The organism is Streptomyces roseofulvus (assembly GCF_039534915.1).
GTDB lineage: Bacteria > Actinomycetota > Actinomycetes > Streptomycetales > Streptomycetaceae > Streptomyces > Streptomyces roseofulvus.
Genome location: NZ_BAAAWE010000001.1, coordinates 2,395,906 through 2,418,078, shown reverse-complemented (window position 1 = coordinate 2,418,078; position 22,173 = coordinate 2,395,906). Strand labels below are relative to the sequence as shown.

General features: G+C 73.7%; 18 protein-coding genes. 8 read left to right on the top strand and 10 right to left on the bottom strand.

The window, feature by feature from the left end; translation table 11 throughout:
- Window positions 1–85: 85 nt before the first annotated feature.
- Window positions 86–1,000 (bottom strand): TIGR01777 family oxidoreductase, encoded by a 915-nt coding sequence (locus ABFY03_RS11135; RefSeq protein WP_319008026.1) that lies wholly within the window; start codon window positions 998–1,000, stop codon window positions 86–88.
- A 46-nt stretch (window positions 1,001–1,046) separates the two neighbouring features.
- Between ABFY03_RS11135 and ABFY03_RS11130 the strand changes: the two genes are divergently transcribed.
- A complete protein-coding gene (locus ABFY03_RS11130; protein ID WP_346169800.1) occupies window positions 1,047–1,547 on the top strand; it encodes a GNAT family N-acetyltransferase in 501 nt (166 codons plus the stop codon).
- Here the strand turns inward: ABFY03_RS11130 and ABFY03_RS11125 are convergent.
- A complete protein-coding gene (locus tag ABFY03_RS11125) occupies window positions 1,536–2,195 on the bottom strand; it encodes a TetR/AcrR family transcriptional regulator (protein WP_319008028.1) in 660 nt (219 codons plus the stop codon). The two genes, ABFY03_RS11130 and ABFY03_RS11125, sit on opposite strands and share 12 nt — an antisense overlap.
- Before the next feature lie 117 nt (window positions 2,196–2,312).
- Between ABFY03_RS11125 and ABFY03_RS11120 the strand changes: the two genes are divergently transcribed.
- The gene (locus ABFY03_RS11120) at window positions 2,313–3,107 is read left to right on the top strand and encodes an SDR family NAD(P)-dependent oxidoreductase (protein ID WP_346169799.1); all 795 of its coding nucleotides are present in this window, start codon (window positions 2,313–2,315) and stop codon (window positions 3,105–3,107) included.
- Window positions 3,108–3,134: 27 nt separating this feature from the next.
- Here the strand turns inward: ABFY03_RS11120 and ABFY03_RS11115 are convergent, their stop codons facing one another.
- Window positions 3,135–3,659: a DUF4240 domain-containing protein gene (locus ABFY03_RS11115; protein WP_346172236.1), complete on the bottom strand. Its 525-nt coding sequence runs from the start codon at window positions 3,657–3,659 to the stop codon at window positions 3,135–3,137.
- 97 nt (window positions 3,660–3,756) lie between these two features.
- On the opposite strand from ABFY03_RS11115, the gene ABFY03_RS11110 reads away from it, so the two are divergent.
- A complete protein-coding gene (locus ABFY03_RS11110) occupies window positions 3,757–4,686 on the top strand; it encodes an SDR family oxidoreductase (protein ID WP_346169798.1) in 930 nt (309 codons plus the stop codon).
- Here the strand turns inward: ABFY03_RS11110 and ABFY03_RS11105 are convergent.
- The 6 genes from ABFY03_RS11105 to ABFY03_RS11080 all read right to left on the bottom strand — a co-directional run bounded on the left by ABFY03_RS11105 (window position 4,677) and on the right by ABFY03_RS11080 (window position 14,460).
- On the bottom strand, window positions 4,677–5,642 hold the full coding sequence (locus tag ABFY03_RS11105; RefSeq protein WP_319008031.1) for a helix-turn-helix transcriptional regulator: 966 nt from the start codon (window positions 5,640–5,642) through the stop codon (window positions 4,677–4,679). The genes ABFY03_RS11110 and ABFY03_RS11105 overlap by 10 nt on opposite strands.
- Before the next feature lie 37 nt (window positions 5,643–5,679).
- Window positions 5,680–8,382: a pyruvate dehydrogenase (acetyl-transferring), homodimeric type gene (gene aceE, locus ABFY03_RS11100; protein ID WP_319008032.1), complete on the bottom strand. Its 2,703-nt coding sequence runs from the start codon at window positions 8,380–8,382 to the stop codon at window positions 5,680–5,682.
- 272 nt (window positions 8,383–8,654) lie between these two features.
- The gene (locus ABFY03_RS11095; protein WP_031014059.1) at window positions 8,655–9,278 is read right to left on the bottom strand and encodes a GntR family transcriptional regulator; all 624 of its coding nucleotides are present in this window, start codon (window positions 9,276–9,278) and stop codon (window positions 8,655–8,657) included.
- A 134-nt stretch (window positions 9,279–9,412) separates the two neighbouring features.
- A complete protein-coding gene (gene sucB, locus ABFY03_RS11090) occupies window positions 9,413–11,206 on the bottom strand; it encodes a 2-oxoglutarate dehydrogenase, E2 component, dihydrolipoamide succinyltransferase (protein ID WP_346169797.1) in 1,794 nt (597 codons plus the stop codon).
- Window positions 11,207–11,268: 62 nt separating this feature from the next.
- A complete protein-coding gene (gene lpdA, locus ABFY03_RS11085) occupies window positions 11,269–12,657 on the bottom strand; it encodes a dihydrolipoyl dehydrogenase (protein WP_030496788.1) in 1,389 nt (462 codons plus the stop codon).
- A 294-nt stretch (window positions 12,658–12,951) separates the two neighbouring features.
- The gene (locus tag ABFY03_RS11080; RefSeq protein WP_319008034.1) at window positions 12,952–14,460 is read right to left on the bottom strand and encodes a leucyl aminopeptidase; all 1,509 of its coding nucleotides are present in this window, start codon (window positions 14,458–14,460) and stop codon (window positions 12,952–12,954) included.
- 294 nt (window positions 14,461–14,754) lie between these two features.
- Here ABFY03_RS11080 and ABFY03_RS11075 point away from each other — a divergent pair, with 294 nt between their 5' ends.
- Genes ABFY03_RS11075 through ABFY03_RS11055 form a run of 5 tightly spaced genes read left to right on the top strand, consistent with a single transcriptional unit; the run spans window position 14,755 to window position 21,292 of the window.
- Window positions 14,755–16,848 (top strand): hypothetical protein, encoded by a 2,094-nt coding sequence (locus ABFY03_RS11075; RefSeq protein WP_346169796.1) that lies wholly within the window; start codon window positions 14,755–14,757, stop codon window positions 16,846–16,848.
- A gap of 28 nt (window positions 16,849–16,876) precedes the next feature.
- Complete coding sequence (gene pelF, locus ABFY03_RS11070; RefSeq protein ID WP_346169795.1) at window positions 16,877–18,415, top strand: GT4 family glycosyltransferase PelF; 1,539 nt, start codon at window positions 16,877–16,879, stop codon at window positions 18,413–18,415.
- The gene (locus ABFY03_RS11065; protein ID WP_346169794.1) at window positions 18,412–19,863 is read left to right on the top strand and encodes a hypothetical protein; all 1,452 of its coding nucleotides are present in this window, start codon (window positions 18,412–18,414) and stop codon (window positions 19,861–19,863) included. The genes pelF and ABFY03_RS11065 overlap by 4 nt, the downstream gene beginning before the upstream one ends.
- A gap of 20 nt (window positions 19,864–19,883) precedes the next feature.
- A complete protein-coding gene (locus tag ABFY03_RS11060; RefSeq protein ID WP_319008038.1) occupies window positions 19,884–20,504 on the top strand; it encodes a spherulation-specific family 4 protein in 621 nt (206 codons plus the stop codon).
- Window positions 20,501–21,292, top strand: a complete 792-nt coding sequence (locus ABFY03_RS11055) for an endo alpha-1,4 polygalactosaminidase (protein ID WP_319008039.1) — start codon at window positions 20,501–20,503, stop codon at window positions 21,290–21,292. The genes ABFY03_RS11060 and ABFY03_RS11055 overlap by 4 nt, the downstream gene beginning before the upstream one ends.
- Window positions 21,293–21,391: 99 nt before the next feature.
- On the opposite strand, the gene ABFY03_RS11050 is transcribed toward ABFY03_RS11055, so the two are convergent.
- Complete coding sequence (locus ABFY03_RS11050) at window positions 21,392–22,156, bottom strand: adenosylcobinamide-GDP ribazoletransferase (protein WP_346169793.1); 765 nt, start codon at window positions 22,154–22,156, stop codon at window positions 21,392–21,394.
- Between the last annotated feature and the right edge of the window lie 17 nt (window positions 22,157–22,173).

The window sequence follows — 22,173 nt, the reverse complement described above, 5'->3', positions numbered from 1 at the left end:
CCACGGCACGGGGCCCGCGCGCGGCGGGCTTGCCGGAGCACGGGGGAGCGCAGGGAGCGCAGGGCCCCGGCGGGGGAGGGGCGGTTCAGCGGGCGGCGGCGGCCCGGATCGAGTCGTCGATGGTGGGGAAGGCGAAGGTGAAACCGGAGGAGAGCAGCCGCCCCGGCACCACCCGCTGGCTGCCGAGGACGTCCGCGGCGAAGTCGCCGAGGACGAGCTTCAGCGCGGCCGCGGGGACCGGGAAGGGGGTCGGGCGGCGCAGCACCCGGCCCATGGCGGCGGTCACCTCGCGGTTGGTGACCGGCTCGGGCGCGGTGAGGTTCACCGGCCCGGAGAGCTCCGGAGTGTCCATCAGGTGCCGCAGCGCGGCGACCTCGTCGTGGAGCGAGATGAAGGACCAGTACTGGCCGCCGTCGCCCATCCGTCCGCCGAGTCCGGCCCGGAAGAGGGGGAACAGCCGTCCCCAGGCCCCGCCCTGACGGGCCACCACCAGTCCGGTGCGGGCGTACGTCACCCGGATCCCGGCCTCCTCGGCGGGGGCCGCGGCGGCCTCCCACTCCACGCACACCGAGGGCAGGAAGCCGGTGCCGGCCGGGGCGCTCTCGTCCACCGCGCGGCTGCCGGTGTCGCCGTACCAGCCGAGGGCCGTGCCGCAGACCAGCGTCTCCGGCGGCTCGGCGAGCCCGGCGAGCGCCTGTGCGATCGCGGCGGTGCCGAGCACCCGGCTGTCCCGGATCTCCTTCTTGTACGCCTCGTTCCACCGGCGCTCGCCGACGCCGGCGCCCGCCAGGTGCACCACGGCGTCCACGCCGACGAGCCCGGCCGAGTCCACGTACAGCCGCTTCGGGTCCCACTCGACCTCGTCGGCGGTCCTGGCGGGCCGGCGGACGAGCCGGAGGACGTCGTGCCCGTCGGCGCGCAGGGAGCGGACGAGGGCGGCCCCGATGAGACCGGAGGCCCCGGTGACGGCGACGCGCTTGCGGTGGGCGGAAGGCTGCATGCGCCCATCCTGCCCGGTGCGGTCCCGGCGTGGCAGAGTGGCTCGCATGACCGCGCCGGAGACCTTCGTGATCCGAGCCGCCCAGCCGGGCGACGCCGAGCCGCTGGGCGCCCTGGACCGGGCCGTCTGGTCGCCGCTGCACGCGGTGCTGCCGCCACCCTCGGAGCCGCACCCGCCCTTCTTCGACGAGCGCCACCGGCCCGCGGACTACCTGGTCGCCGAACGGTCCGGCGTCCTCCTCGGGTACGTGCGGGTGGCGCGGCCGACGCCGCTCGACTCGAACGCCCACGTCCGCCAGGTCCAGGGCCTGGCCGTCGCCGGCGAGGCGCGCGGCCAGGGGGTGGGGCGCGCCCTGCTGCGGGCCGCCCTGGCGAAGGCCCGGGCCGACGGCGCCACCCGGATCACCCTGCGGGTCCTCGGGCACAACGTCCCCGCCCGCGCGCTCTACGAGGCCGAGGGCTTCGCGGTGGAGGGCGTCCTGCCGGGCGAGTTCATCGTCGGGGGCGCGCCCGTCGACGACGTCCTGATGGGCCGGTCACTCCGCTAGGGCCTGGTTCCACAGCCGTACGCCGCCCATCAGCTCGCGCAGGCAGCGCAGGGCGAGGGCGGCGGGGGAGCCGGGGCCGTCGACGGGCGCGTCGGACTCCGCCCAGCTCTCCAGGGCGAGGCGGATCGCGTCGGTGGCGGCCGCCGCGGCGAGCCGTACCTCCAGCGGGTCGGCCGTCGGTCCGGCCAGCTCCGCCAGGACCTCCCGCAGCCGCTCCTCCGACTCCTGGTTGACCCGGTACCAGACCGCCCGCAGCGCCGGGTCCTCGGCGGAGGCGCGCAGCAGCCCCCGGGTCCAGCGCAGCGCCTCCGCCGCCTCCTCGTCCTCGGGGGTCAGGGAGGCGGCGATCGAGCCCTCCAGGGCGGCCGGCAGGGGCGTCCCGGGGCCGGTGGCGGCGAGCGACTCCCGCCAGCGGTCGGCGCCGCCCGCGAGGAGCGGGGCGACGGCGTCCTGCTTGGAGCGGAAGTAGCGGTAGAAGGTGCGCAGCGCGACCCCGGACCGCAGGGCGATGGACTCGGCGGTGGTGCCGTCCGGCCCGTGCTCGGTGAAGAGCTCGGCCGCCGCGCGGGCGATGTCCAGCTGGGTGGCGGCCTTGCGGCGCTGGGTCAGGGAGGGCGTCGAGGGGGCCGGCCCGGGTCGCTTGGTCACCGTACGAGGGTACGCCTCCACCCAGCGGAACTGCGCGTTGTGCACATGTGGCAAAACGTGCCACGTAGGCGTACGGTGTCAGCGATTCGAGAAGTCCTGCACCGAGAGGTCCCCGCCATGAACCAGCTCACCCGCTACGAAGGACGCCGCGCCCTGGTCACCGGCGGCGGCTCCGGCATCGGCCAGGCCACCGTCCTGCGCATGCTCGCCGAGGGCGGCCGCGTCGTCGCCGCCGACATCAGCGAGGACGGCCTGAAGGACACCGTCGCCAAGGCCGGGGACGCCGCCGACCGGCTGAGCACCCTCCTTGTGAACGTCGCCGACGAGGAGTCCGTACGGGCCGGTGTCGCCGCCGCCGTCACCGCCCTCGGCGGCCTGGACGTGCTGGTCAACGCCGCCGGCGTGCTCCGCTCCTCGCACACCCACGAGACCGGCCTCGACGCCTTCGAGCAGGTGATCCGGATCAACCTGACCGGCACCTTCCTCATGATCCGCGAGGCGATCCCGGCGCTCCTGGAGGGCGACGGCGCCGCCGTCGTGAACTTCTCCTCCACCTCGGCGATGTTCGCCCACCCCTACATGGCGGCCTACGCGGCCAGCAAGGGCGGCATCCAGTCCATGACCCACGCCCTCGCCGCCGAGTACGCCAAGCAGGGCATCCGCTTCACCGCCGTCCAGCCCGGCTCCATCTCCTCCGGCATGACCGACGGCTCCGGCGCCAGCCGGCAGTCCGTGGGCCCCGGCCTCCCCGCCGACGCCGACATGGCGCTCTTCACGAAGCTCGCCCCCGCCCTCGGCCAGGGCTTCGCCGGCCCCGAGACCGTCGCCGGCGTCGTCGCGATGCTCGCCTCCGAGGACGGCCGCTTCATCACCGGCACCGAGGTCCGCGTCGACGGCGGCACCCACTTCTGAGCACCCCGGTTCGGGCCCCGGCGCTCGTCAGGGCCTGAACCGCTCCCACAGCCGCGGCAGCCGGGCCGCCAGGGCCTCCTCGTCGGCCAGGTCCAGCGGCACGCCCTCCGGCTCGCCGTCCGGCATCGCGATCCCCAGGTCCGGCGTCTCCGTCCCGGTCAGCGTCTCGTACGCCTCGTCCGCCGCGAAACCGATCTCCTCGCCGTCCCCGTCCAGCTCCGGATCGAAGGCGTCGAGCAGCTCCGCGAGCTCGTCCGGATCGGCGACCCCGCCCTCGTACACCTCCCGGCCCTGGCCGATCAGCCAGCAGCGGAACGCGTCGAAACCCTCCTCGACCGCCCCGGCGCCGTCCAGCAGCACCGCCGCCGCCCCCCACACGTCCCAGTGGTACGCGCGGTTGAACCGGGCCTCGAAGTGGCGCGCGTAGTCGAGCACCGTGTCCGGATCCAGCCGGGTCAGCCGCTCCACGAGCAGATCCGCCTGCTCCTCGGGGTCGCCCTCGGCCTCCTCGCGGGTGGCGTCGATGATCTCCCAGAACTCGGTCTCGTCCATCACGGCACCAGCATCGGGTCTCGCCGCCCGCGACGCACCCGGAAAGTCCGTTTCCATCCAGACAGAAGATGTCCGGTATTCCTGCCAGCCTGACCGCATGACCAACGAAACGAAGCCGCTGCACGGACGGATCTGCCTGGTCGCCGGGGCCACCCGGGGCGCCGGACGGGCCATCGCCGTCCAGCTCGGCACCGCCGGCGCCACCGTCTACGTCACCGGCCGCACCACCCGGGAGAAGCTCAGCGAGGTCGGCCGCGCCACCGAGACCATCGAGGAGACCGCCGAACTGGTCACCGCCGCCGGCGGCGAGGGCGTCGCCGTCCCCACCGACCACCTCGACCCCGCCCAGGTCCGCGCCCTCGTCGACCGGATCGACCGCGAGCGCGGCCGGCTCGACGTCCTCGTCAACGACGTCTGGGGCGGCGAACACCTCCTCGTCGACACCTTCGGCAAGCACACCTGGGACATCGACCTCGCCGACGGCCTGCGCATGCTCGAACTCGGCGTGCGCACCCACCTCGTCACCTCGCACACCGCGCTGCCGCTGCTCAACCGCCACCCCGGCGGCCTCGTCGTCGAGGTCACCGACGGCACCGACGCCTACAACGGCACCCACTACCGCGAGAACCTCTTCTACGACCTCGCCAAGAACGCGCCCATCCGGATGGCCTTCGGCCTCGCGAAGGAACTCGCCGACACCGGCGGCACCGCCGTCTCCGTCAGCCCCGGCTGGCTCCGCTCCGAGCAGATGCTCGCCCACTTCGGCGTCACCGAGGAGAACTGGCGCGACGCGACGAAGCAGCTCGCCGACTTCGCCGTCTCCGAGTCCCCGGTCTACGTCGGCCGGGGCGTCGCCGCCCTCGCCGCCGACCCCGACCGCGCCCGCTGGAACGGCCAGTCGCTCGACAGCGGCCGGCTCGCCCGGGAGTACGGCTTCACCGACGAGGACGGCTCCCGGCCCGACTCCTGGGGCTTCATCGTGGCCAAGGAGACCGACCCGGACACCCGGGTCGAGGACTACCGGTAACGCTCGGCCGCCGCCCGCGCCGCCTCGGCGAACCGCGCGCGCAGGGAGGCGGGGGCCACCACCTCCGCCTCCGGGCCGAGCCCGAAGAGCTGCCCGAAGGCGACCTCCTCGTTCTCCACCCGGAGCGTCGCCGTCACCCGCCCGTCGCCGTCCGGCACGGCACCCGCCAGGGCCTCCTCCGCCGCCGCCCGGTCCGTCACGTACGGCAGCCGGCGCGCCCCCGCCTCCGTCAGCCGCAGCACCACCTCGCCCCGCAGCAGCGAGCGCGCGAACTCCGCCGCACGCTCCGCCCAGAACGCGTCCAGCGCGAACCCCGGGTCGCGGTCGAACCGCTCCTCGCCCACCGCCACCGCCGTGAACCGGTCCACCCGGTAAGTGCGGTACGAACTCCCCGCGCGGGCGCACACGTACCAGACGCCCGCCTTCAGGACGAGCCCGTACGGCTCCAGCTCCCGCTCGACCTCCTCGCCGCCCCGCCGCCGGTAGCGCGCCGACAGCCGGCGGTCGTCCCAGACCGCCTCCGCCACCGCGGGCAGCAGCTCCGGCGTCTCCGGCTCCTGGTACCAGCCGGGCGCGTCCAGATGGAAACGGCGGGCCGCCGATCCCGGCGCGTCCGCCAGCGACGGCAGCAGCGCCGCCGACACCTTCAGCCGGGCCGCCGAGGCCGCGTCCTGGAGCCCCATGTCCCGCAGCGCGCCCGGCAGTCCGGAGAGGAACAGCGCCTCCGCCTCGTCCTTGGCGAGCCCGGTCAGCCGCGTGCGGTACCCGCCGACCAGCCGGTACCCACCGGCCCTGCCCCGGTCCGCATACACGGGAACCCCCGCCTCCGAGAGGGCGAGGGCATCACGCGTGACGGTCCGCTCCGACACCTCCAGCTCGGCGGCGAGCTCGGCCGCCGTCATGGAGGCGCGGTTCTGGAGCAGCAGGACCATCTTGATGAGTCGGGCGGCGCGCATACGTCACATCATGCGCGCCGCCACTGACACACCGGCCTTACAGGCCGTAGCGCTCGCGCGCCTCCTTCACCGCGGTGGCCGGGACCTCGCCGCGGCGGGCGAGCTGGGCCAGCGAGGCGGCGACGATCGACTGGGCGTCGACGCCGAAGTGGCGGCGGGCCGCGGCGCGGGTGTCCGAGAGGCCGAAGCCGTCGGCGCCCAGCGACGAGTAGTCCTGCTCGACCCACTGCGCGATCTGGTCCGGGACCTGGCGCATGTAGTCGGAGACCGCCAGGACCGGCGACTCGACGCCCGCGAGGGCCTGGCGCAGGTACGGGACGCGCTCCTCGCCGCGCAGCAGGGCGGCGTCCGCCTCCAGGGCGTCGCGGCGCAGCTCGGTCCAGGAGGTGGCGGACCACACGTCGGCGGCCACGCCCCACTCCTCGGCGAGCAGCTTCTGCGCCTCCAGGGCCCAGTGGATCGCGGTGCCCGAGCCGAGCAGCTGGATCCGCGGCGCGTTGGCGGGCACGGTGAGACCGGCCGACTCGGCGGTGTTGAAGCGGTACAGGCCCTTGACGATGCCCTCGTCGACGCCCGCGTGGCCCGGCTTGGCCGGCTGCGGCATCGGCTCGTTGTAGACCGTCAGGTAGTAGAAGACGTCCTGGTCCTCGCCCGGCGCGGCCTCGCCGTACATCCGGCGCAGACCCTCCTTGACGATGGCCGCGACCTCGTAGGCGAAGGCCGGGTCGTAGGTCAGCGCCGCCGGGTTGGTGGCCGCGATGACGGGGGAGTGGCCGTCGGCGTGCTGGAGGCCCTCACCGGTCAGGGTGGTGCGGCCGGCGGTGGCGCCGACGAGGAAGCCGCGGCCGAGCTGGTCGCCGAGCTGCCACATCTGGTCGGCGGTCCGCTGCCAGCCGAACATCGAGTAGAAGATGTAGAACGGGATCATCGTCTCGCCGTGCGTGGAGTACGCGGTCGACGCGGCGATGAAGTCGGCCATCGAGCCGGCCTCGGTGATGCCCTCGTTCAGGATCTGGCCGTTGACGGCCTCCTTGTAGTACATCAGCTGGTCGCGGTCGACCGGCTCGTACGTCTGGCCCTTCGGCGAGTAGATGCCGAGCGAGGGGAAGAGGGACTCCATGCCGAAGGTGCGGGCCTCGTCCGGGACGATCGGGACCCAGCGCTTGCCGGTCTCCTTGTCGCGGACCAGGTCCTTCACCAGGCGCACGAAGGCCATCGTGGTGGCGACCGACTGCGAGCCGGAGCCCTTGTCGAAGGAGGCGAACGCCTTCTCGGCCGGGGCCGGGAGCGGCGCGACCGGGTGGACGCGGCGGGCCGGGGCGGGGCCGCCGAGGGCAGCGCGGCGCTCCTTGAGGTAGCGGACCTCGGGGGAGTCGGCGCCGGGGTGGCCGTAGGGCACCACACCGTCGACGAACTGCGCGTCGGAGATCGGCAGCTCCAGAAGGTCACGCATGTTCTTGAACTCGTCCGTCGTGAGCTTCTTCATCTGGTGGTTCGCGTTCTTCGACGCGAAGCCCTCACCCAGGGTGAAGCCCTTGACGGTCTGCGCCAGGATCACGGTCGGGGCGCCCTTGAACTCCAGGGCGGCCTTGTACGCGGCGTACACCTTGCGCGGCTCGTGGCCACCGCGCGAGAGGTGGAAGCACTCCAGGATCTTGTCGTCGGAGAGCAGCTGCGCCATGGCGGCGAGCTCGGGGTCCTTGCCGAAGAAGTCCTGGCGGATGTAGGCGGCGTCGCGGGTCTGGTACGTCTGGACCTGCGCGTCCGGCACCTCGCGGAGGCGGCGGACCAGGGCGCCGGTGGTGTCGAGCGCGAACAGCTCGTCCCAGGCGTTGCCCCAGAGGGTCTTGACGACGTTCCAGCCGGCGCCGCGGAACTGGGCCTCCAGCTCCTGCACGATCTTGAAGTTGGCGCGGACCGGGCCGTCGAGGCGCTGCAGGTTGCAGTTGATGACGAAGGTCAGGTTGTCCAGGCCCTCGCGGGCGGCGAGCGCGAGGGCCGCCGTCGACTCGGGCTCGTCCATCTCGCCGTCGCCCAGGAAGGCCCAGACGTGCGAGGCGGAGACGTCCTTGATGCCGCGGTTGGTCAGGTAGCGGTTGAAGCGCGCCTGGTAGATCGCGGAGAGCGGGCCGAGGCCCATGGAGACGGTGGGGAACTCCCACAGCCAGGGGAGGCGGCGCGGGTGCGGGTAGGAGGGCAGGCCGTTGCCGCCCGACTCCTGCCGGAAGTTGTCGAGGTGCGACTCGTCCAGGCGGCCGTCGAGGAAGGCGCGGGCGTAGATGCCGGGGGAGGCGTGGCCCTGGATGTAGAGCTGGTCGCCGGAGCCGTCCCCCTCCTTGCCCTTGAAGAAGTGGTTGAAGCCCGTCTCGTAGAGCCAGGCCGCGGAGGCGAAGGTGGCGATGTGGCCGCCGACGCCGTGCTTCGAGCCGCGGGTGACCATCGCGGCCGCGTTCCAGCGGTTCCACGCGGTGATCTTCCGCTCCATCTCCTCGTCGCCGTCGATGACGGGCTCGGCGGAGGTGGGGATGGTGTTGAGGTAGTCCGTCTCCAGCAGCTTGGGCAGGGCCAGGCCCGCGCCCTCGGCGTGCTGGAGCGTGCGGCGCATCAGGTAGGCGGCCCGGTGGGGGCCGGCGGCCTTGGTGACGGCGTCCAGGGAGGCCGCCCACTCGGCGGTCTCCTCGGTGTCACGGTCCGGGAGCTGGTCGAGCTCGCTCGGAATCTTGCCTACGGGATCGGTCATGATCGCCGCCTTCCGGACAGATGGGGGTGGAGATAAAAACGGTGCCTTGTCTGGCAGGACAGGGCGGAGGGCCGGGTGACGGCCCGCCGAAGACTGTAAACCGCCGATCGATGATCGATCAAAGGGTTGAAGGAGGAAACCTCTTCAGATCGAGAAAGTCGGCACAGGGTGCCGCGAAAGCGGGCACCCGGTGCCTCTTTTTCGAACGGCCGGAAAACGCCCGGAGCCCCGCCGAAGCGAGGCTCTGACCTGCGAAAACCCGGGTCCGCCGGTCACGCCCTGGGGGCGCAGCCCAGCACGTGCGCCTTTACCAGGGCCCCGATGTTCGGATCGCCCCGGCGGAACGCCTCCACCAGCTCCTGGTGCTCCTCCGCGTACGACTTCTGCACCGTCCCCAGCCAGCGGATCGACAGCGCGGTGAAGACCTCGATGCCCAGGCCCTCCCAGGTGTGCAGCAGCACGCTGTTCCCGGCCGCCTTCACCAGCTCGCGGTGGAAGGCCACCGTGTGCCGCACCTGCGCCGTGCCGTCGGAGGTGGCGTCCGCCTCGTACAGCGCCGCCACGTGCGGCTCCAGCGTCGAGCAGTCGGCGGAGAGCCGGGGCGCGGCCAGCTCGGCCGCGATCTGCTCCAGGCCGGCCCGGACCGGGTAGCTCTCCTCCAGGTCGGCGGCGGTGAGGTTGCGGACCCGGACGCCCTTGTTCGGCGCCGACTCGATCAGCCGCAGCGACTCCAGCTCCCGCAGCGCCTCGCGGACCGGGGTCTGGGAGACCTCCAGCTCGGTCGCGATCCGGCGCTCCACGATCCGCTCGCCCGGCTTCCAGCGGCCGCTGACGATCCCCTCCACGATGTGCTCGCGGATCTGCTCGCGCAGCGAGTGGACGACGGGGACGGTCATGGAGCGGCTCCTCCGGGAGTTTCGTGACCCTTAGACAATACGGCGGTGTCCCCGCCCGGACACACATCCGGACGGGGACACCGCTGGTGAGGCTCGTTACGTTGCCTCCTGGGCGCGCAGCGCCCTCTGGAGCCTTACAGGCCGAGGTCCACCTCGAACTCGCCGGCCTCCAGGATCGCCTTGACGGCCGTCAGGTAGCGGGCGGCGTCGGCGCCGTCCACCAGACGGTGGTCGTAGGACAGCGACAGGTAGGTCATGTCGCGGATGCCGATGACCGTGCCCTCGGCGGTCTCGATGACGGCCGGACGCTTCACCGTGGCGCCGATGCCCAGGATGGCGACCTGGTTCGGCGGGACGATGACGGTGTCGAACAGCGCACCGCGCGAACCGGTGTTGGAGATGGTGAAGGTCGCGCCGGCCAGGTCGTCCGGGGTGATCTTGGAGGCGCGCACGGCGGCCGCCAGCTCCGCGGTCTTCTTGGAGATGCCGGCGATGTTGAGGTCGCCCGCACCCTTGATGACCGGGGTCATCAGACCCTTCTCGGAGTCCACCGCGATCCCGATGTTCTCGGAGTCGAAGTAGGTGATCGTGCCCTCGTCCTCGTTGATCCGGGCGTTGATGACCGGGTGGGCCTTCAGCGCCTGGGCCGCCGCCTTCACGAAGAACGGCATCGGGGAGAGCTTGACGCCCTCACGGGCGGCGAAGGCGTCCTTGGCGCGGGCGCGCAGCTGCATCAGCTTGGTGATGTCCACCTCGACGACCGAGGTCAGCTGGGCCTGCGAGTGCAGCGCCTTCATCATGTTGTCGCCGATGACCTTGCGCATGCGGGTCATCTTGACGGTCTGGCCGCGGAGCGGGGAGACCTCCAGGGCCGGAGCGGCCTTCGACGCGGCGGCCGGGGCGGCAGCGGCGGCGGGGGCCGGGGCGGCCTTCTTGGCCTCGGCGGCCGCGAGGACGTCCTGCTTGCGGATCCGGCCGCCGACGCCGGAACCCTTGACGGACGCCAGGTCGACACCGTTCTCGGTGGCGAGCTTGCGGACCAGCGGGGTCACGTAGGCGCCGTCCTCCGCCGGGGCGGCGGGGGCGGCCGGGGCCGGAGCGGCCGGGACCGGGGTGACGACCGCCGGGGCGATCGACGGAGCGACCGGGGCCGCCGGAGCCGGGGCGGCGGCGGGCGCGGCCGGGGCGGCCGGAGCGGGAGCCGCAGCCGGGGCGGCCGGAGCAGCCGGGGCCGGGGCAGGGGCCGGAGCGGCGGCGGGGGCGGCCGGAGCCGGGGCCGGGGCGGCGGCCGGAGCGGCACCCGCGGCACCGATGACGGCGAGCTTGGCGCCGACCTCGGCGGTCTCGTCCTCACCGACGACGATCTCCAGGAGAACGCCGGAGGCGGGGGCGGGGATCTCGGTGTCGACCTTGTCGGTCGAGACCTCGAGCAGCGGCTCGTCGGCCTCGACGGTCTCGCCGACCGACTTCAGCCAGCGGGTGACGGTGCCCTCGGTGACGGACTCGCCCAGCGCGGGCAGCACGACGTCCGTACCGGAGGCGCCACCGGCCGGCGCGGCGGCGGGAGCCTCGGCGGCCGGAGCCGGAGCCGGGGCGGCGGGGGCCTCGGCCACGGGGGCCGGAGCCGGCTCGGCGGCCGGAGCCGGGGCGGCCTCGGCGGCGGGGGCCGGGGCGGCCGCGGGGGCGCCGGAGCCGTCGTCGATGATGGCGAGCTCGGCGCCGACCTCGACGGTCTCGTCCTCGGCGACCTTGATGGAGGCGAGGATGCCGGAGGCGGGGGCCGGGATCTCGGTGTCGACCTTGTCGGTCGAGACCTCGAGCAGCGGCTCGTCCGCCTCGACGCGCTCGCCCTCGGCCTTGAGCCAGCGGGTGACGGTGCCCTCGGTGACGCTCTCGCCGAGCGCCGGCAGGGTTACGGAAACCGACATGGTTTCAGTTGCTCCTAACGAATTGCGGAAGTTGGTCGTCGCGCCCTGTGATGACGTGAGCGTCAGTCGTGGGAGTGCAGCGGCTTGCCGGCCAGGGCCAGGTGGGCCTCGCCGAGCGCCTCGTTCTGCGTCGGGTGGGCGTGGATGAGCTGCGCGACCTCGGCCGGCAGCGCCTCCCAGTTGTAGATCAGCTGCGCTTCGCCGACCTGCTCGCCCATGCGGTCACCGACCATGTGGACGCCGACCACGGCACCGTCCTTGACCTGGACGAGCTTGATCTCGCCCGCGGTCTTCAGGATCTTGCTCTTGCCGTTGCCCGCCAGGTTGTACTTGAGGGCGACGACCTTGTCCGCGCCGTAGATCTCCTTGGCCTTGGCCTCGGTGATGCCGACGGAGGCGACCTCGGGGTGGCAGTACGTCACCCGGGGCACGCCGTCGTAGTCGATCGGGACGGTCTTCAGACCGGCCAGCCGCTCCGCGACGAGGATGCCCTCGGCGAAGCCGACGTGCGCGAGCTGGAGCGTCGGGACCAGGTCGCCGACCGCGGAGATCGTGGGCACGTTGGTCCGCATGTACTCGTCCACCAGGACGTAGCCGCGGTCCATCGCGATGCCCTGCTCCTCGTAGCCGAGGCCGGCCGAGACCGGGCCGCGGCCGATGGCGACGAGCAGCACCTCGGCCTCGAAGGTCTTGCCGTCGGCGAGGGTGACCTTCACACCGTTCTCGGTGTACTCGGCGCTCTGGAAGAAGGTGCCGAGGTTGAACTTGATGCCGCGCTTGCGGAAGGCGCGCTCGAGGAGCTTGGAGCTGTTCTCGTCCTCGACCGGGACGAGGTGCTTCATGCCCTCGATCACCGTGACGTCGGTGCCGAAGGACTTCCACGCGGAGGCGAACTCGACGCCGATCACACCGCCGCCGAGGATGATGGCGGACTCCGGCACACGGTCCAGGGTGAGGGCGTGGTCCGAGGTGATGATCCGGTTGCCGTCGATCTCCAGGCCGGGCAGGGACTTCGGCACGGAACCGGTGGCGAGGAGGACGTGGCGGCCCTCGACCCGGCGCCCGTCGACGTCGACGGAGGTCGGGGAGGACAGGCGGCCGGTGCCCTCGATGTAGGTGACCTTGCGGGAGGCGACCAGACCCTGCAGACCCTTGTAGAGGCCCGAGATCACGTCGTCCTTGTACTTGTGCACGGCCTTGATGTCGATGCCCTCGAAGGAGGCCCTGACACCGAACTGCTCCGCCTCGCGCGCCTGGTCGGCGACCTCGCCGGCGTGGAGCAGGGCCTTCGTCGGGATGCAGCCGTTGTGCAGGCAGGTGCCGCCGAGCTTGTTCTTCTCGATCAGTGCGACGTCCAGGCCCAGCTGCGCTCCGCGCAGCGCCGCGGCGTAACCGCCGCTACCGCCGCCGAGGATCACTAGGTCGAAAACGGTGCTGGCGTCGTTCGCCACGTCACGTCCTCCATGCATGTGCGCTCGTCGCCGGTCGTCGATGACCAGGCGGCGGCTCCGGTGTCCGGCCGCATTATTTCGGCCCTGTGGTGGGGGCCCTGTCCTGCCGAGAACCCATCTTCGCACTTGTTGACGGAAGGCGGGACGCGGGGCCGGTGGATGAGACCGGGCGATCGTCCGTACGGGCGTCCACCAGGGCGTACGAAGCTACGGATTTCGTCGGCAGCGAACAGCGGCGGCCGGAGACGGGCGAGGGCCCCGGGCGGGAAGCCCGGGGCCCTCGCCGCCGGCGGATCAGAGCTCGCCGGCCGCCGTCAGCTCGGCGAGGCGCACCAGGGTGCGGACCGAGGAGCCGGTGCCGCCCTTGGGGGTGTAGCCGTACGGGGCGCCCTCGTGGAAGGCCGGGCCCGCGATGTCCAGGTGGGCCCAGGTGATGCCCTCGCCCACGAACTCCTGCAGGAAGAGACCGGCGACCAGGCCGCCGCCCATCCGCTCGCCCATGTTGGCGATGTCGGCGGTGGGGGAGTCCATGCCCTTGCGCAGGTCGGACGGGAGCGGCATCGGCCAGGACTGCTCGCCGACCTCCTCCGCGATCTCGTGCACCAGGGTGCGGAACTCGTCGTCGTTCGCCATCACGCCGAAAGTGCGGTTGCCCAGCGCCAGCATCATCGCGCCGGTCAGGGTCGCCACGTCGACGATCGCGTCGGGGTGCTCCTCGGACGCCTTGGTCAGCGCGTCGGCGAGGACGAGCCGGCCCTCGGCGTCGGTGTTGAGGACCTCGACGGTCTTGCCGCTGTACATGCGCAGCACGTCACCCGGGCGGGTGGCGGAGCCGGACGGCATGTTCTCGGCGAGGGCCAGCCACGCCGTGACGTTGACCTCCAGGCCGAGGCGGGCCGCGGAGACGACGGCGGCGAAGACGGCGGCGGCGCCGGCCATGTCGCACTTCATCGTCTCGTTGTGGCCGGCCGGCTTCAGGGAGATGCCGCCCGAGTCGTAGGTGATGCCCTTGCCGACCAGGGCCAGGGACTTCTCCGCCTTCGGGTGGGTGTAGGCGACCTTGACCAGGCGCGGCGGGTTCTCCGAGCCGGAGCCGACGCCGAGGATGCCGCCGTAGCCGCCCTTGGCGAGCGCCTTCTCGTCGAGCACCTGGACCTTGAGGCCGTGCTCCTTGCCGGCGGCCTGGGCGATCGCGGCGAAGGAGGCCGGGGTGAGGTCGTTCGGCGGGGTGTTGACGAGGTCGCGGGCGCGGTTGATCTCCTCGGCCACGGCCAGGGCGCGGTCCGCGGCGGCCTTGTGGGCCTTGTCGCGCGGCTTGGCGCCGAGCAGCGCCACCTCGGCCAGCGGCTTCTTCGCGTCCTTCGCCTGCTCCTTGAAGGCGTCGAAGGAGTACGCGCCGAGCAGCGCGCCCTCGGCGATCGCGCCGGCGTCCTCGGCCGAGGCGATCGGCAGCGCGAACGCGGCCTTCTTCGAGCCGAACAGGACGCGGGCGGCGGTGCCGGCGGCGCGGCGCAGGGTCTCGGAGTCGTACGCCTCGCCGTCCTCGGGGGCGGAGCCGAGGCCGACGGCGAGCACGACGGGGGCCTTCAGGCCGGCGGGCGCGGGCAGCTTGGTGGCCTCACCCTCTCCACCCGAGGCGCCCAGGGTCTCCAGGACGGCGGCGAGCCGGCCGTCGAACGCCTTGTCGACGGCCTCCGCGCCCGGGGCGACGACCAGCGTCTTCCCGGCCTTCGCGACGCCGACGACGAGGGCGTCGGCACGCAGCGTCGCCGCTCCGGCAGTGCTGAGAGTGAGAGCAGTCACGGTGGTGAATTCTCGCTTCCATTGAGTTCTGTGGCGGTCGAGGGATGGGCCGACCGAGCCCGCCGCATCGTATTTCGGCCCGATGAGCGCCGAGAACGAGCCTACGCTCGCTCACCCGGTTCGCTCACCGCGGCTTCGATTCACTCATCCGAGGTGTCTCTTTCATGTTTGTCCTTCCGGCTCCCGCGCCGGCGCCACACTCGCCTCATTCACGCAAGGGCGGCACTCGCGCCTTCGCTTCATCTCCACAGGTCCTCCCGCGTCCGGGGGCCTGCCGAGGGGGGACACCACACCATGCACGCGAACAGATCCCGCATGCCCGCGGCCGCGCCGAGGAAGTCCGGAAAGCAGGGGGTGCCGCGCCGCGCCGGCCGCACCGCGGGGGCGCTCGCCGCCGCCGCGCTCCTCGCCACCGTGGTGCCGTCCGCGCAGGCCGCGGCCGACCCCGCGCCCCGGATCGACCTCACCGTCCTGGTCGTCGACGACGGCGGCAGCGCGATCGGGGCGATCACCGCCGAGCTGAAGGGCTCCGGCGTCCCGTACCGGGTCCTCGACCTGAACGACCCGAACCGGCCGGTCCTCACCCCCGCCTTCCTCAGCGACACCGTCGACGGCCGGCCCCGCGCCAAGTACCAGGGCGTGGTCCTGCCGCACGAGTCCGCCTTCGGCCCCGACTCCGCCGAGCACACCGCCCTCCAGACGTACGAGCGCACCTTCGGCATCCCGCAGGTCGACGCCTACACCTGGTCCCACCCCGGCGTCGGCCTCGACTACACCACCGACGGCGGCTGGTCCGGCGTCCTCGACGGCGTCACCGCGGCCGTCACCCCCGCCGGGAAGTCCGGCCCCTTCGGCTACCTCGCCGGCGCCCTGACCTTCGAGGACAACGACCCGGCGGTCTCCGAGAGCTACGGCTACGCGGGCCGCCCCCGGGCCGGCTTCACCAGCTACGTCGACATGCCGGTCGGCGGCACCGACGGCGGCCGCGCCAGCCTGGTCGGCGAGTACGCCGCCGACGGGCGCCGCGAACTCGTCGTCACCTTCGCCTACAACCAGCACCAGCGGCAGTTCCGCGCCCTCTCCCGCGGCATCGTCGAATGGCTCACCCAGGGCGTCCACCTCGGCCGCTCCCGGAACTACCTCTCCGTCCACGTCGACGACGTCCTCGCCCCCGACGCCCGCTGGGACACCGTCCGCAACTGCACCCCCGGCGACCTCGACTGCGTCGGCGGTGACCCGGAGGCCGAGAACCCCATCCGGATGACCGCCGCCGACGCCACCTACGCCGCCGCCTGGCAGAAGGCGTCCGGCTTCACCCTCGACATGGTCTACAACGGCGGCCAGGGCGAGCAGTGGAAGACCGAGCACGGCGGCACCGACCCGCTCGCCGCCCGGCTGATCGCCGACCGCGCCCAGTACCGCTGGATCAACCACACCTACACCCACCCCTACCTCGGCTGCGTCCAGGACAACAGCACCGTCCCCTGGCGGTGCGCCACCGACGCCTCCGGCAACACCCTCTGGGTGAGCCGCGCCGAGATCTCCGCGCAGATCCGGAACAACCTCAACTGGGCTGCGGGCAAGGGCATCTCCGTCGACCGCACCGAACTCGTCACCGGCGAGCACTCCGGCCTGAAGACCCTGCCCCAGCAGCCGGCCGACAACCCCCACCTGGCCGGCGCCCTCGCCGACAACGGCGTGAAGTGGACGGCCAGCGACAACTCCCGCGAGCCCCGCCAGCGGGCGGTCGGCGCCGCCAGGACCGTGCCCCGGCACCCGATGAACGTCTACTACAACGTCGGCACCGCCGCCGAGATGACCGACGAGTACAACTGGGTCTACACCTCCCGCGCCGACGGCGGCAGCGGCGTCTGCGAGTCCAACCCGGCCTCGACCTGCCTGCCCGCCCCGCTCGACCCGGCCACCGGCTACGCGGAGCACATCGTCCCGCAGGAAGCCCGGATCGCCCTCGGCCACGTCGTCGCCAACGACCCCCGCCCGCACTACGTCCACCAGTCGAACCTGGCCGAGGAGCGCCTCCTCTACCCGGTCCTCGACCGGATCCTCGCCGACTACAGGGCGCTCTTCGCCGCCGACACGCCCCTGGTGAACCCCCGTCAGAAGGACGTCGGCACCGAGCTGGGCCGCCGGGACGCCTGGGACGCCGCCCTCGCCGCCGGCAAGGTCACCGCGTACCGCATCGGCGGCACGGTCACCGTCAAGGCGCCCGCCGGCGTCCAGATCCCCGTCACCGCGCCCGAGGGCACCCGCAAGCAACTCGTCCTCGGCACCGCCGCCTTCGGCACCGCCTACGCCGGCAGCCGCTCCGCCTGGACCGCGCCCGAACTGCTCCAGACCGCCGTCACGCTCCAGCTCCCGACCGCCTGACCAGCACGCTCTGGGGGGAACACACACCATGCCGAGCAGTGGCCGTCACGTCACCATGCTCACCGAAGGCACCTACCCGCACGTCCACGGCGGCGTCAGCACCTGGTGCGACCAGCTCATCCGGGGCATGCCCGAGGTCACCTTCGAGATCCTCGCCCTCACCGGCAGCGGCCGCGAACCCGTCACCTGGGAGCTGCCGCCCAACGTCACCCGGCACACCGCGTTCCCCCTCTGGGGCCATCCGCGGGGACCGGCCGCGCCCACCCGCGCGCGCCGGCCCCCGCGGGGGCACGCACGCCGCCGCTTCCTCGCCACGTACGAGCACTTCCTGCTCGCCCTCCTCGACCCGGGCGCCGGCCACGACCTCGCCGGCAGCCTCTACGAGCTGGCCGCCCTCGCCCGCGACGGCCGGCTCACCCCCGCCCTCCGCTCCGAACAGGCCCTCCGCACCCTCATGTGGATCTGGACCATGCCGCACCTGCCGACGCGTGCGGCCGGGCCCACCGTCCACGACGCCCTCACCGCCACCGACCTGCTCGAACACGCCCTGCGGCCGCTCGGCGCCCGGATAGCCGACGGCAGCGTGGCGCACGCCGTCTCCAGCGGCCTCGCCACCCTGCCCGCGCTCGCCGCGCAGCACTTCGAAGGGGTGCCCTTCCTGCTCACCGAACACGGCATCTACCTCCGCGAGCGCTACCTCGGCTACCGCACCGAGGCCCAGCGCTGGCCGGTCAAGGCCCTCATGCTCGGCTTCTACCGCGAGCTCAACTCCCTCGGCTACCGCCAGGCCGACCTCATCACCCCCTGCAACCAGTACAACCGGCGCTGGGAGGAGCGCGGCGGCGCCCCCGCCGACCGCATCCGCACCGTCTACAACGGCGTCGACCCCGCCCTCTTCCCCGAGGCCGGACCCGAACCGGAGACCCCGACGCTCAGCTGGTGCGGCCGGGTCGACCCGATCAAGGACCTGGAGACCCTGATCCGGGCGTACGCGATCTCCCGCGCCGAACTCCCCGAGCTGAGGCTCCGCCTCTTCGGCCCGGTCCCCGCCGGCAACGAGGACTACCGCACCCGCCTGGAGAAGCTCGCCGCCGAACTCGGCGTCGCCGACGGCGTCTCCTTCGAGGGCCGCGTCTCCGACGTCCCCTCCGCCTACGCGGCCGGCAGCGTCGTGATGCTCTCCTCCATCAGCGAGGGCTTCCCCTTCTCCCTCATCGAGGCCATGTCCTGCGGCCGGGCCACCGTCTCCACCGACGTCGGAGGGGTACGGGAGGCGGTCGGCGACACCGGGATCGTCGTCCCGCCGCGCGAACCGGCCGTCATGGCCGCCGCCGTCTCCGCCCTGCTCCGGGACGGCGCCCGCCGCGCCGAACTCGGCCGGCGGGCGCGGCAGCGGGTCATCGACGAGTTCACCCTGCACCGCTCGGTCGACGGCTTCCGCCGCATCTACCGCGAACTCGCCGCGCCCCGCACCCCCGGGCCCGCGCCCGCCCCGGCGCCGCTGCGCGTCAGCATCCCGGCCCCGCGCCGTTCCGCGCCCCGCGTCCCGGAAGGCACCCCGGCATGAGCGGCTCCCTCTGGCTGAAGCCCCCGACCACCACCCCGGCCCTGCCGGCCGTGCCCCGCCCCCGGACCCCCGAACCGGGGCCAGGGGCCGGGGCCGGCACCGGCCCCGCGACCGGGATCGCCGACGACCCGCTCGACGAACTCGCCGTCCGCCTGGACGCCTTCGTCGCCGCCGCCGTCCACCCGGACGAGATCGCCGCGCTCCTCGAGTCCGACGGCATGACCGACGACCACATCCGGCTCACCTACGGGCGGAACGATTCCTTCGCGCTCGCCGAGGACCTGTACGCGCGCGTGCGCAGGCGCCACCCGGACCCTCCCCGGAAGGCCCCGGGCGCCCCCGGCTGGGCCGAAGGGCTCGGCGGCTGCCTGCTGCGCGGGCTCGTCTTCGCCCTCCCGGGTCTCGCCTACGTCCTGGCCGGACCCCTGCTCGCCGGAGCCCACGGGCGGTACGGGCTCCCCGCCGGCACCGTCCCGCTGCTCGCCGGCGCCGTCACCGGCTGGGTGTGGAACCAGGCCCTCTCCCACCGCGCCTACACCTGGCTCGGCCTCGGCGACCGGCCCGCCGCCGCCCGCGCCCTCCTCACCGGCGCCCCGGCCGGCGCGCTCGCCGGCACCGCCGTCGCCCTCGCCGCCGCCCGCGACGGCGAACTGCCCGCCGCCGTCTTCGCCGCCGGACAGTCCCTCTATCTCGCCGCCGCCACCGTCCTCCTCGTCCTCGGCCGCGAACGGGCCCTGCTCGTCGCCCTGCTGCCGCTCCTCGGCGCCCTCCCCGCCCTGCGCTGGGACCTGCCCGACCCGCTGCGCGCCGCCCTGCCCGCCGTCTCGCTCGCCGCCGCCTGCCTGATCGCCGCCCGGGCGCTGCGCCCCGGCACCGCGCGCGGCGCCGCCGGGCGGGGCGGACCGCCGCTCGCGGCCTCCGTCCCGTACGGCCTCTTCGGCCTCGGCAGCGGGGTCCTCGTGCTCCACGCGGGGCTCGGCGACTCGCTGGCCACCGGCACCGGCGCCGTCATCGCGCTCACCCTCTCCATGGGGCCCGCCGAATGGCTGCTGCACCGCTTCCGCGGCGGCAGCCTCGCCCGGCTGCGGACCCTCACCACCGCCCGCGCCTTCCGCCGCGCGGTCACCGGCACCCTCGTCCTCTGCCTCGGCGGCTACCTGACCGCGCTGCTCGCGCTCACCCTCGCCGCGACCCTGCTCTGGCCCGGCACCCCCTGGCCGGACCCGGACCGGCTGCTCGCCCTCCTGCTCATCGGCGCCGTCCTCTGGCTGGGCCTGCTCCTCCAGGCGTTCGGCGCCGTGCTCGGCGCGGCGGCCGTCTGCCTGCTCGCCGCCGCCGCGCAGACCCTCGAACCGGCGGCGGGCCCGCTCGCCGCCGGGGGAGCGGCGGCCGTGCTGGCCGTCCTCAGCCATGTTCTGCTGGTACGACCGACCGCCCACCGTCCCTGAAGACCCAGGAAGCACCGCACGTGAAACGTTCCCTCCTGGTGCCGTTCTACGAGCACCCCACCGACCGTCCCGAGGGCTGGGCGGCCCTGGTCGCGGCCGCGCCGGCGCTGTACGGCGTGGTCCTCAACCCGGCGAACGGCGCCGGCGAGGCCCCCGACCCGGCCTTCGCCGAGGCCGCCGAGCGGCTGCGCGCCGCCGGGGTGCGGATCCTCGGCTACGCGGACACCGCCTACGGCCGCCGCCCGCACGCGAAGGTCGTCGCCGACCTGCTCCGCCACCGCGACTGGTACGGCGCCGACGGCGCCTTCCTCGACCAGGTGACGACCGCGCCCGAGGCGCTGCCGCACTACCGGCGGCTCGCCGTCGCCGCCCGCGCCGCCGGGGCCGCCACCCTCGTCCTCAACCACGGCACCCACCCCGACGAGGGGTACGCCGAACTCGCCGACCTGCTGGTCACCTTCGAGGGCCCCTGGGACACCTACCGCACCCTCGACCTGCCGGCCGCCCCGCACCACTGCCACCTGGTCTACGCGGCGCCGCCCGGCTTCCGCCCCGCGACCGAGGTGCACTGCGCGGTCCCCGGGACCGGCGCCCACCCCTGGGGCACCCTGCCGCACGACCTCCCGGAGCCCGCCCGATGAGACGCCTCCTCCCGCTCCTGGCCGCCCTGCTCCTCCTGGCCACGGCCTGCACCACGACCTCCGCCCCCGACCCCAAGCAGGAGGAGGGCGACCGCTGGCGGCCGACGGCCGGCCTCGCCTGGCAGTGGCAGCTCAGCGGGAAGCTGGACCCGACCGTCGACGTGCCCGTGTACGACATCGACGGCTTCGACCACCCGGCCGCGACCGTCGCCGACCTGCACCGCCGCGGCCGGAAGGTGATCTGCTACCTGTCCACCGGCGCCTGGGAGGACTTCCGCCCCGACGCGGACCGCTTCCCGAAGTCCGTCCTCGGACGGAGCAACGGCTGGGCCGGCGAACGCTGGCTGGACATCCGCCGCACCGACGTCCTCGAACCGCTCATGACGGAGCGGATCGACATGTGCCGCGCCAAGGGCTTCGACGCCGTCGAGCCCGACAACATGGACGGCTACCGCAACCGCACCGGCTTCCCCCTCACCGCCGCCGACCAGCTCGCGTACAACCGCCTGATCGCCCGCCTCGCCCACGAACGCGGCCTCGCCGTCGGCCTCAAGAACGACCTCGACCAGATCCCCCAGCTGCTCGCCGACTTCGACTTCGCGGTCAACGAGCAGTGCGCCGAGTACGACGAGTGCCACCGCCTGTCCCCCTTCATCGCGGCGGACAAACCGGTCTTCCACGCCGAGTACGAGCTCCCCCTGGCCGACTTCTGCCCCGAGTCCCGCGAGCTCGGTCTCAGCTCCCTGCGCAAGCGCTACGAGCTCGACGCCTGGCGCCGGGCCTGCTAGGCCGTCTCTTCCGGATCATGCCGGGCTCGCGACGCCTGGCACGCACCAGACGCCGCTCCCTGATCCGGCGTGATCCGAAAGAGACGACCCAGGCGCGCCTCAGCCCAGCGTCAGCGCCGCCAGCGTCACCGTCGCCGCCGTCTCCTCGACCGCGCCGAAGACGTCGCCGGTCACGCCGCCGAAGCGGCGGACGCAGCGGCGCAGCAGCAGGGCGGCGGCGGCCAGGCCGGCGCCCGCGGCGAGGACGCCCCGGACGGCGTCCGAGGGCGAGAGGAGCAGGCCGGTGCCGGCCGCGAGGAGGAGGACGGCGGCGGTGCAGAGGGTCGCCGCGCGGACCGGCACCGTGGCGGCGACGATCGCGCCGAGCCCCTCCGGCCGGGCCGCCGGGACGCCCTGCCGGGAGGCGTGGGTGAGGGCCAGCCGGGCGACCGTGGCGGCCAGGACGACGGCGACCGCGCCGTGCGCCCAGCCCTCCCCGTACAGCTCGTACACGGCCGCGACCTGGGCGAGCAGCGCGAGGACCAGGGTGATGACGCCGAACGGGCCGATGTCGGACTGCTTCATGATGCGCAGCGCGTCCTCGGCCGGCTTGGCGCTGCCGAGCCCGTCGGCGGTGTCGGCGAGGCCGTCGAGGTGGAGGCCCCGGGTGAGCAGCGCGGGGACGGCGACGGTGACGACGGCGGCGAGCAGCGGACCGGAGCCGAGCGGCAGGAGCACCCCGCCGGCCGCGGCGGCGACGAGGCCGACGACGAGTCCCGCGGCCGGGGCGCAGAGCATGCCGGCGCGCGCCGCGTCCCGGTCCCAGCGGGTGATGCGGGCGGGGAACACGGTGAGGGTCCCGAAGGCGAAACGCAGGCCGTCCATCCGGGCAGGGTAATCGC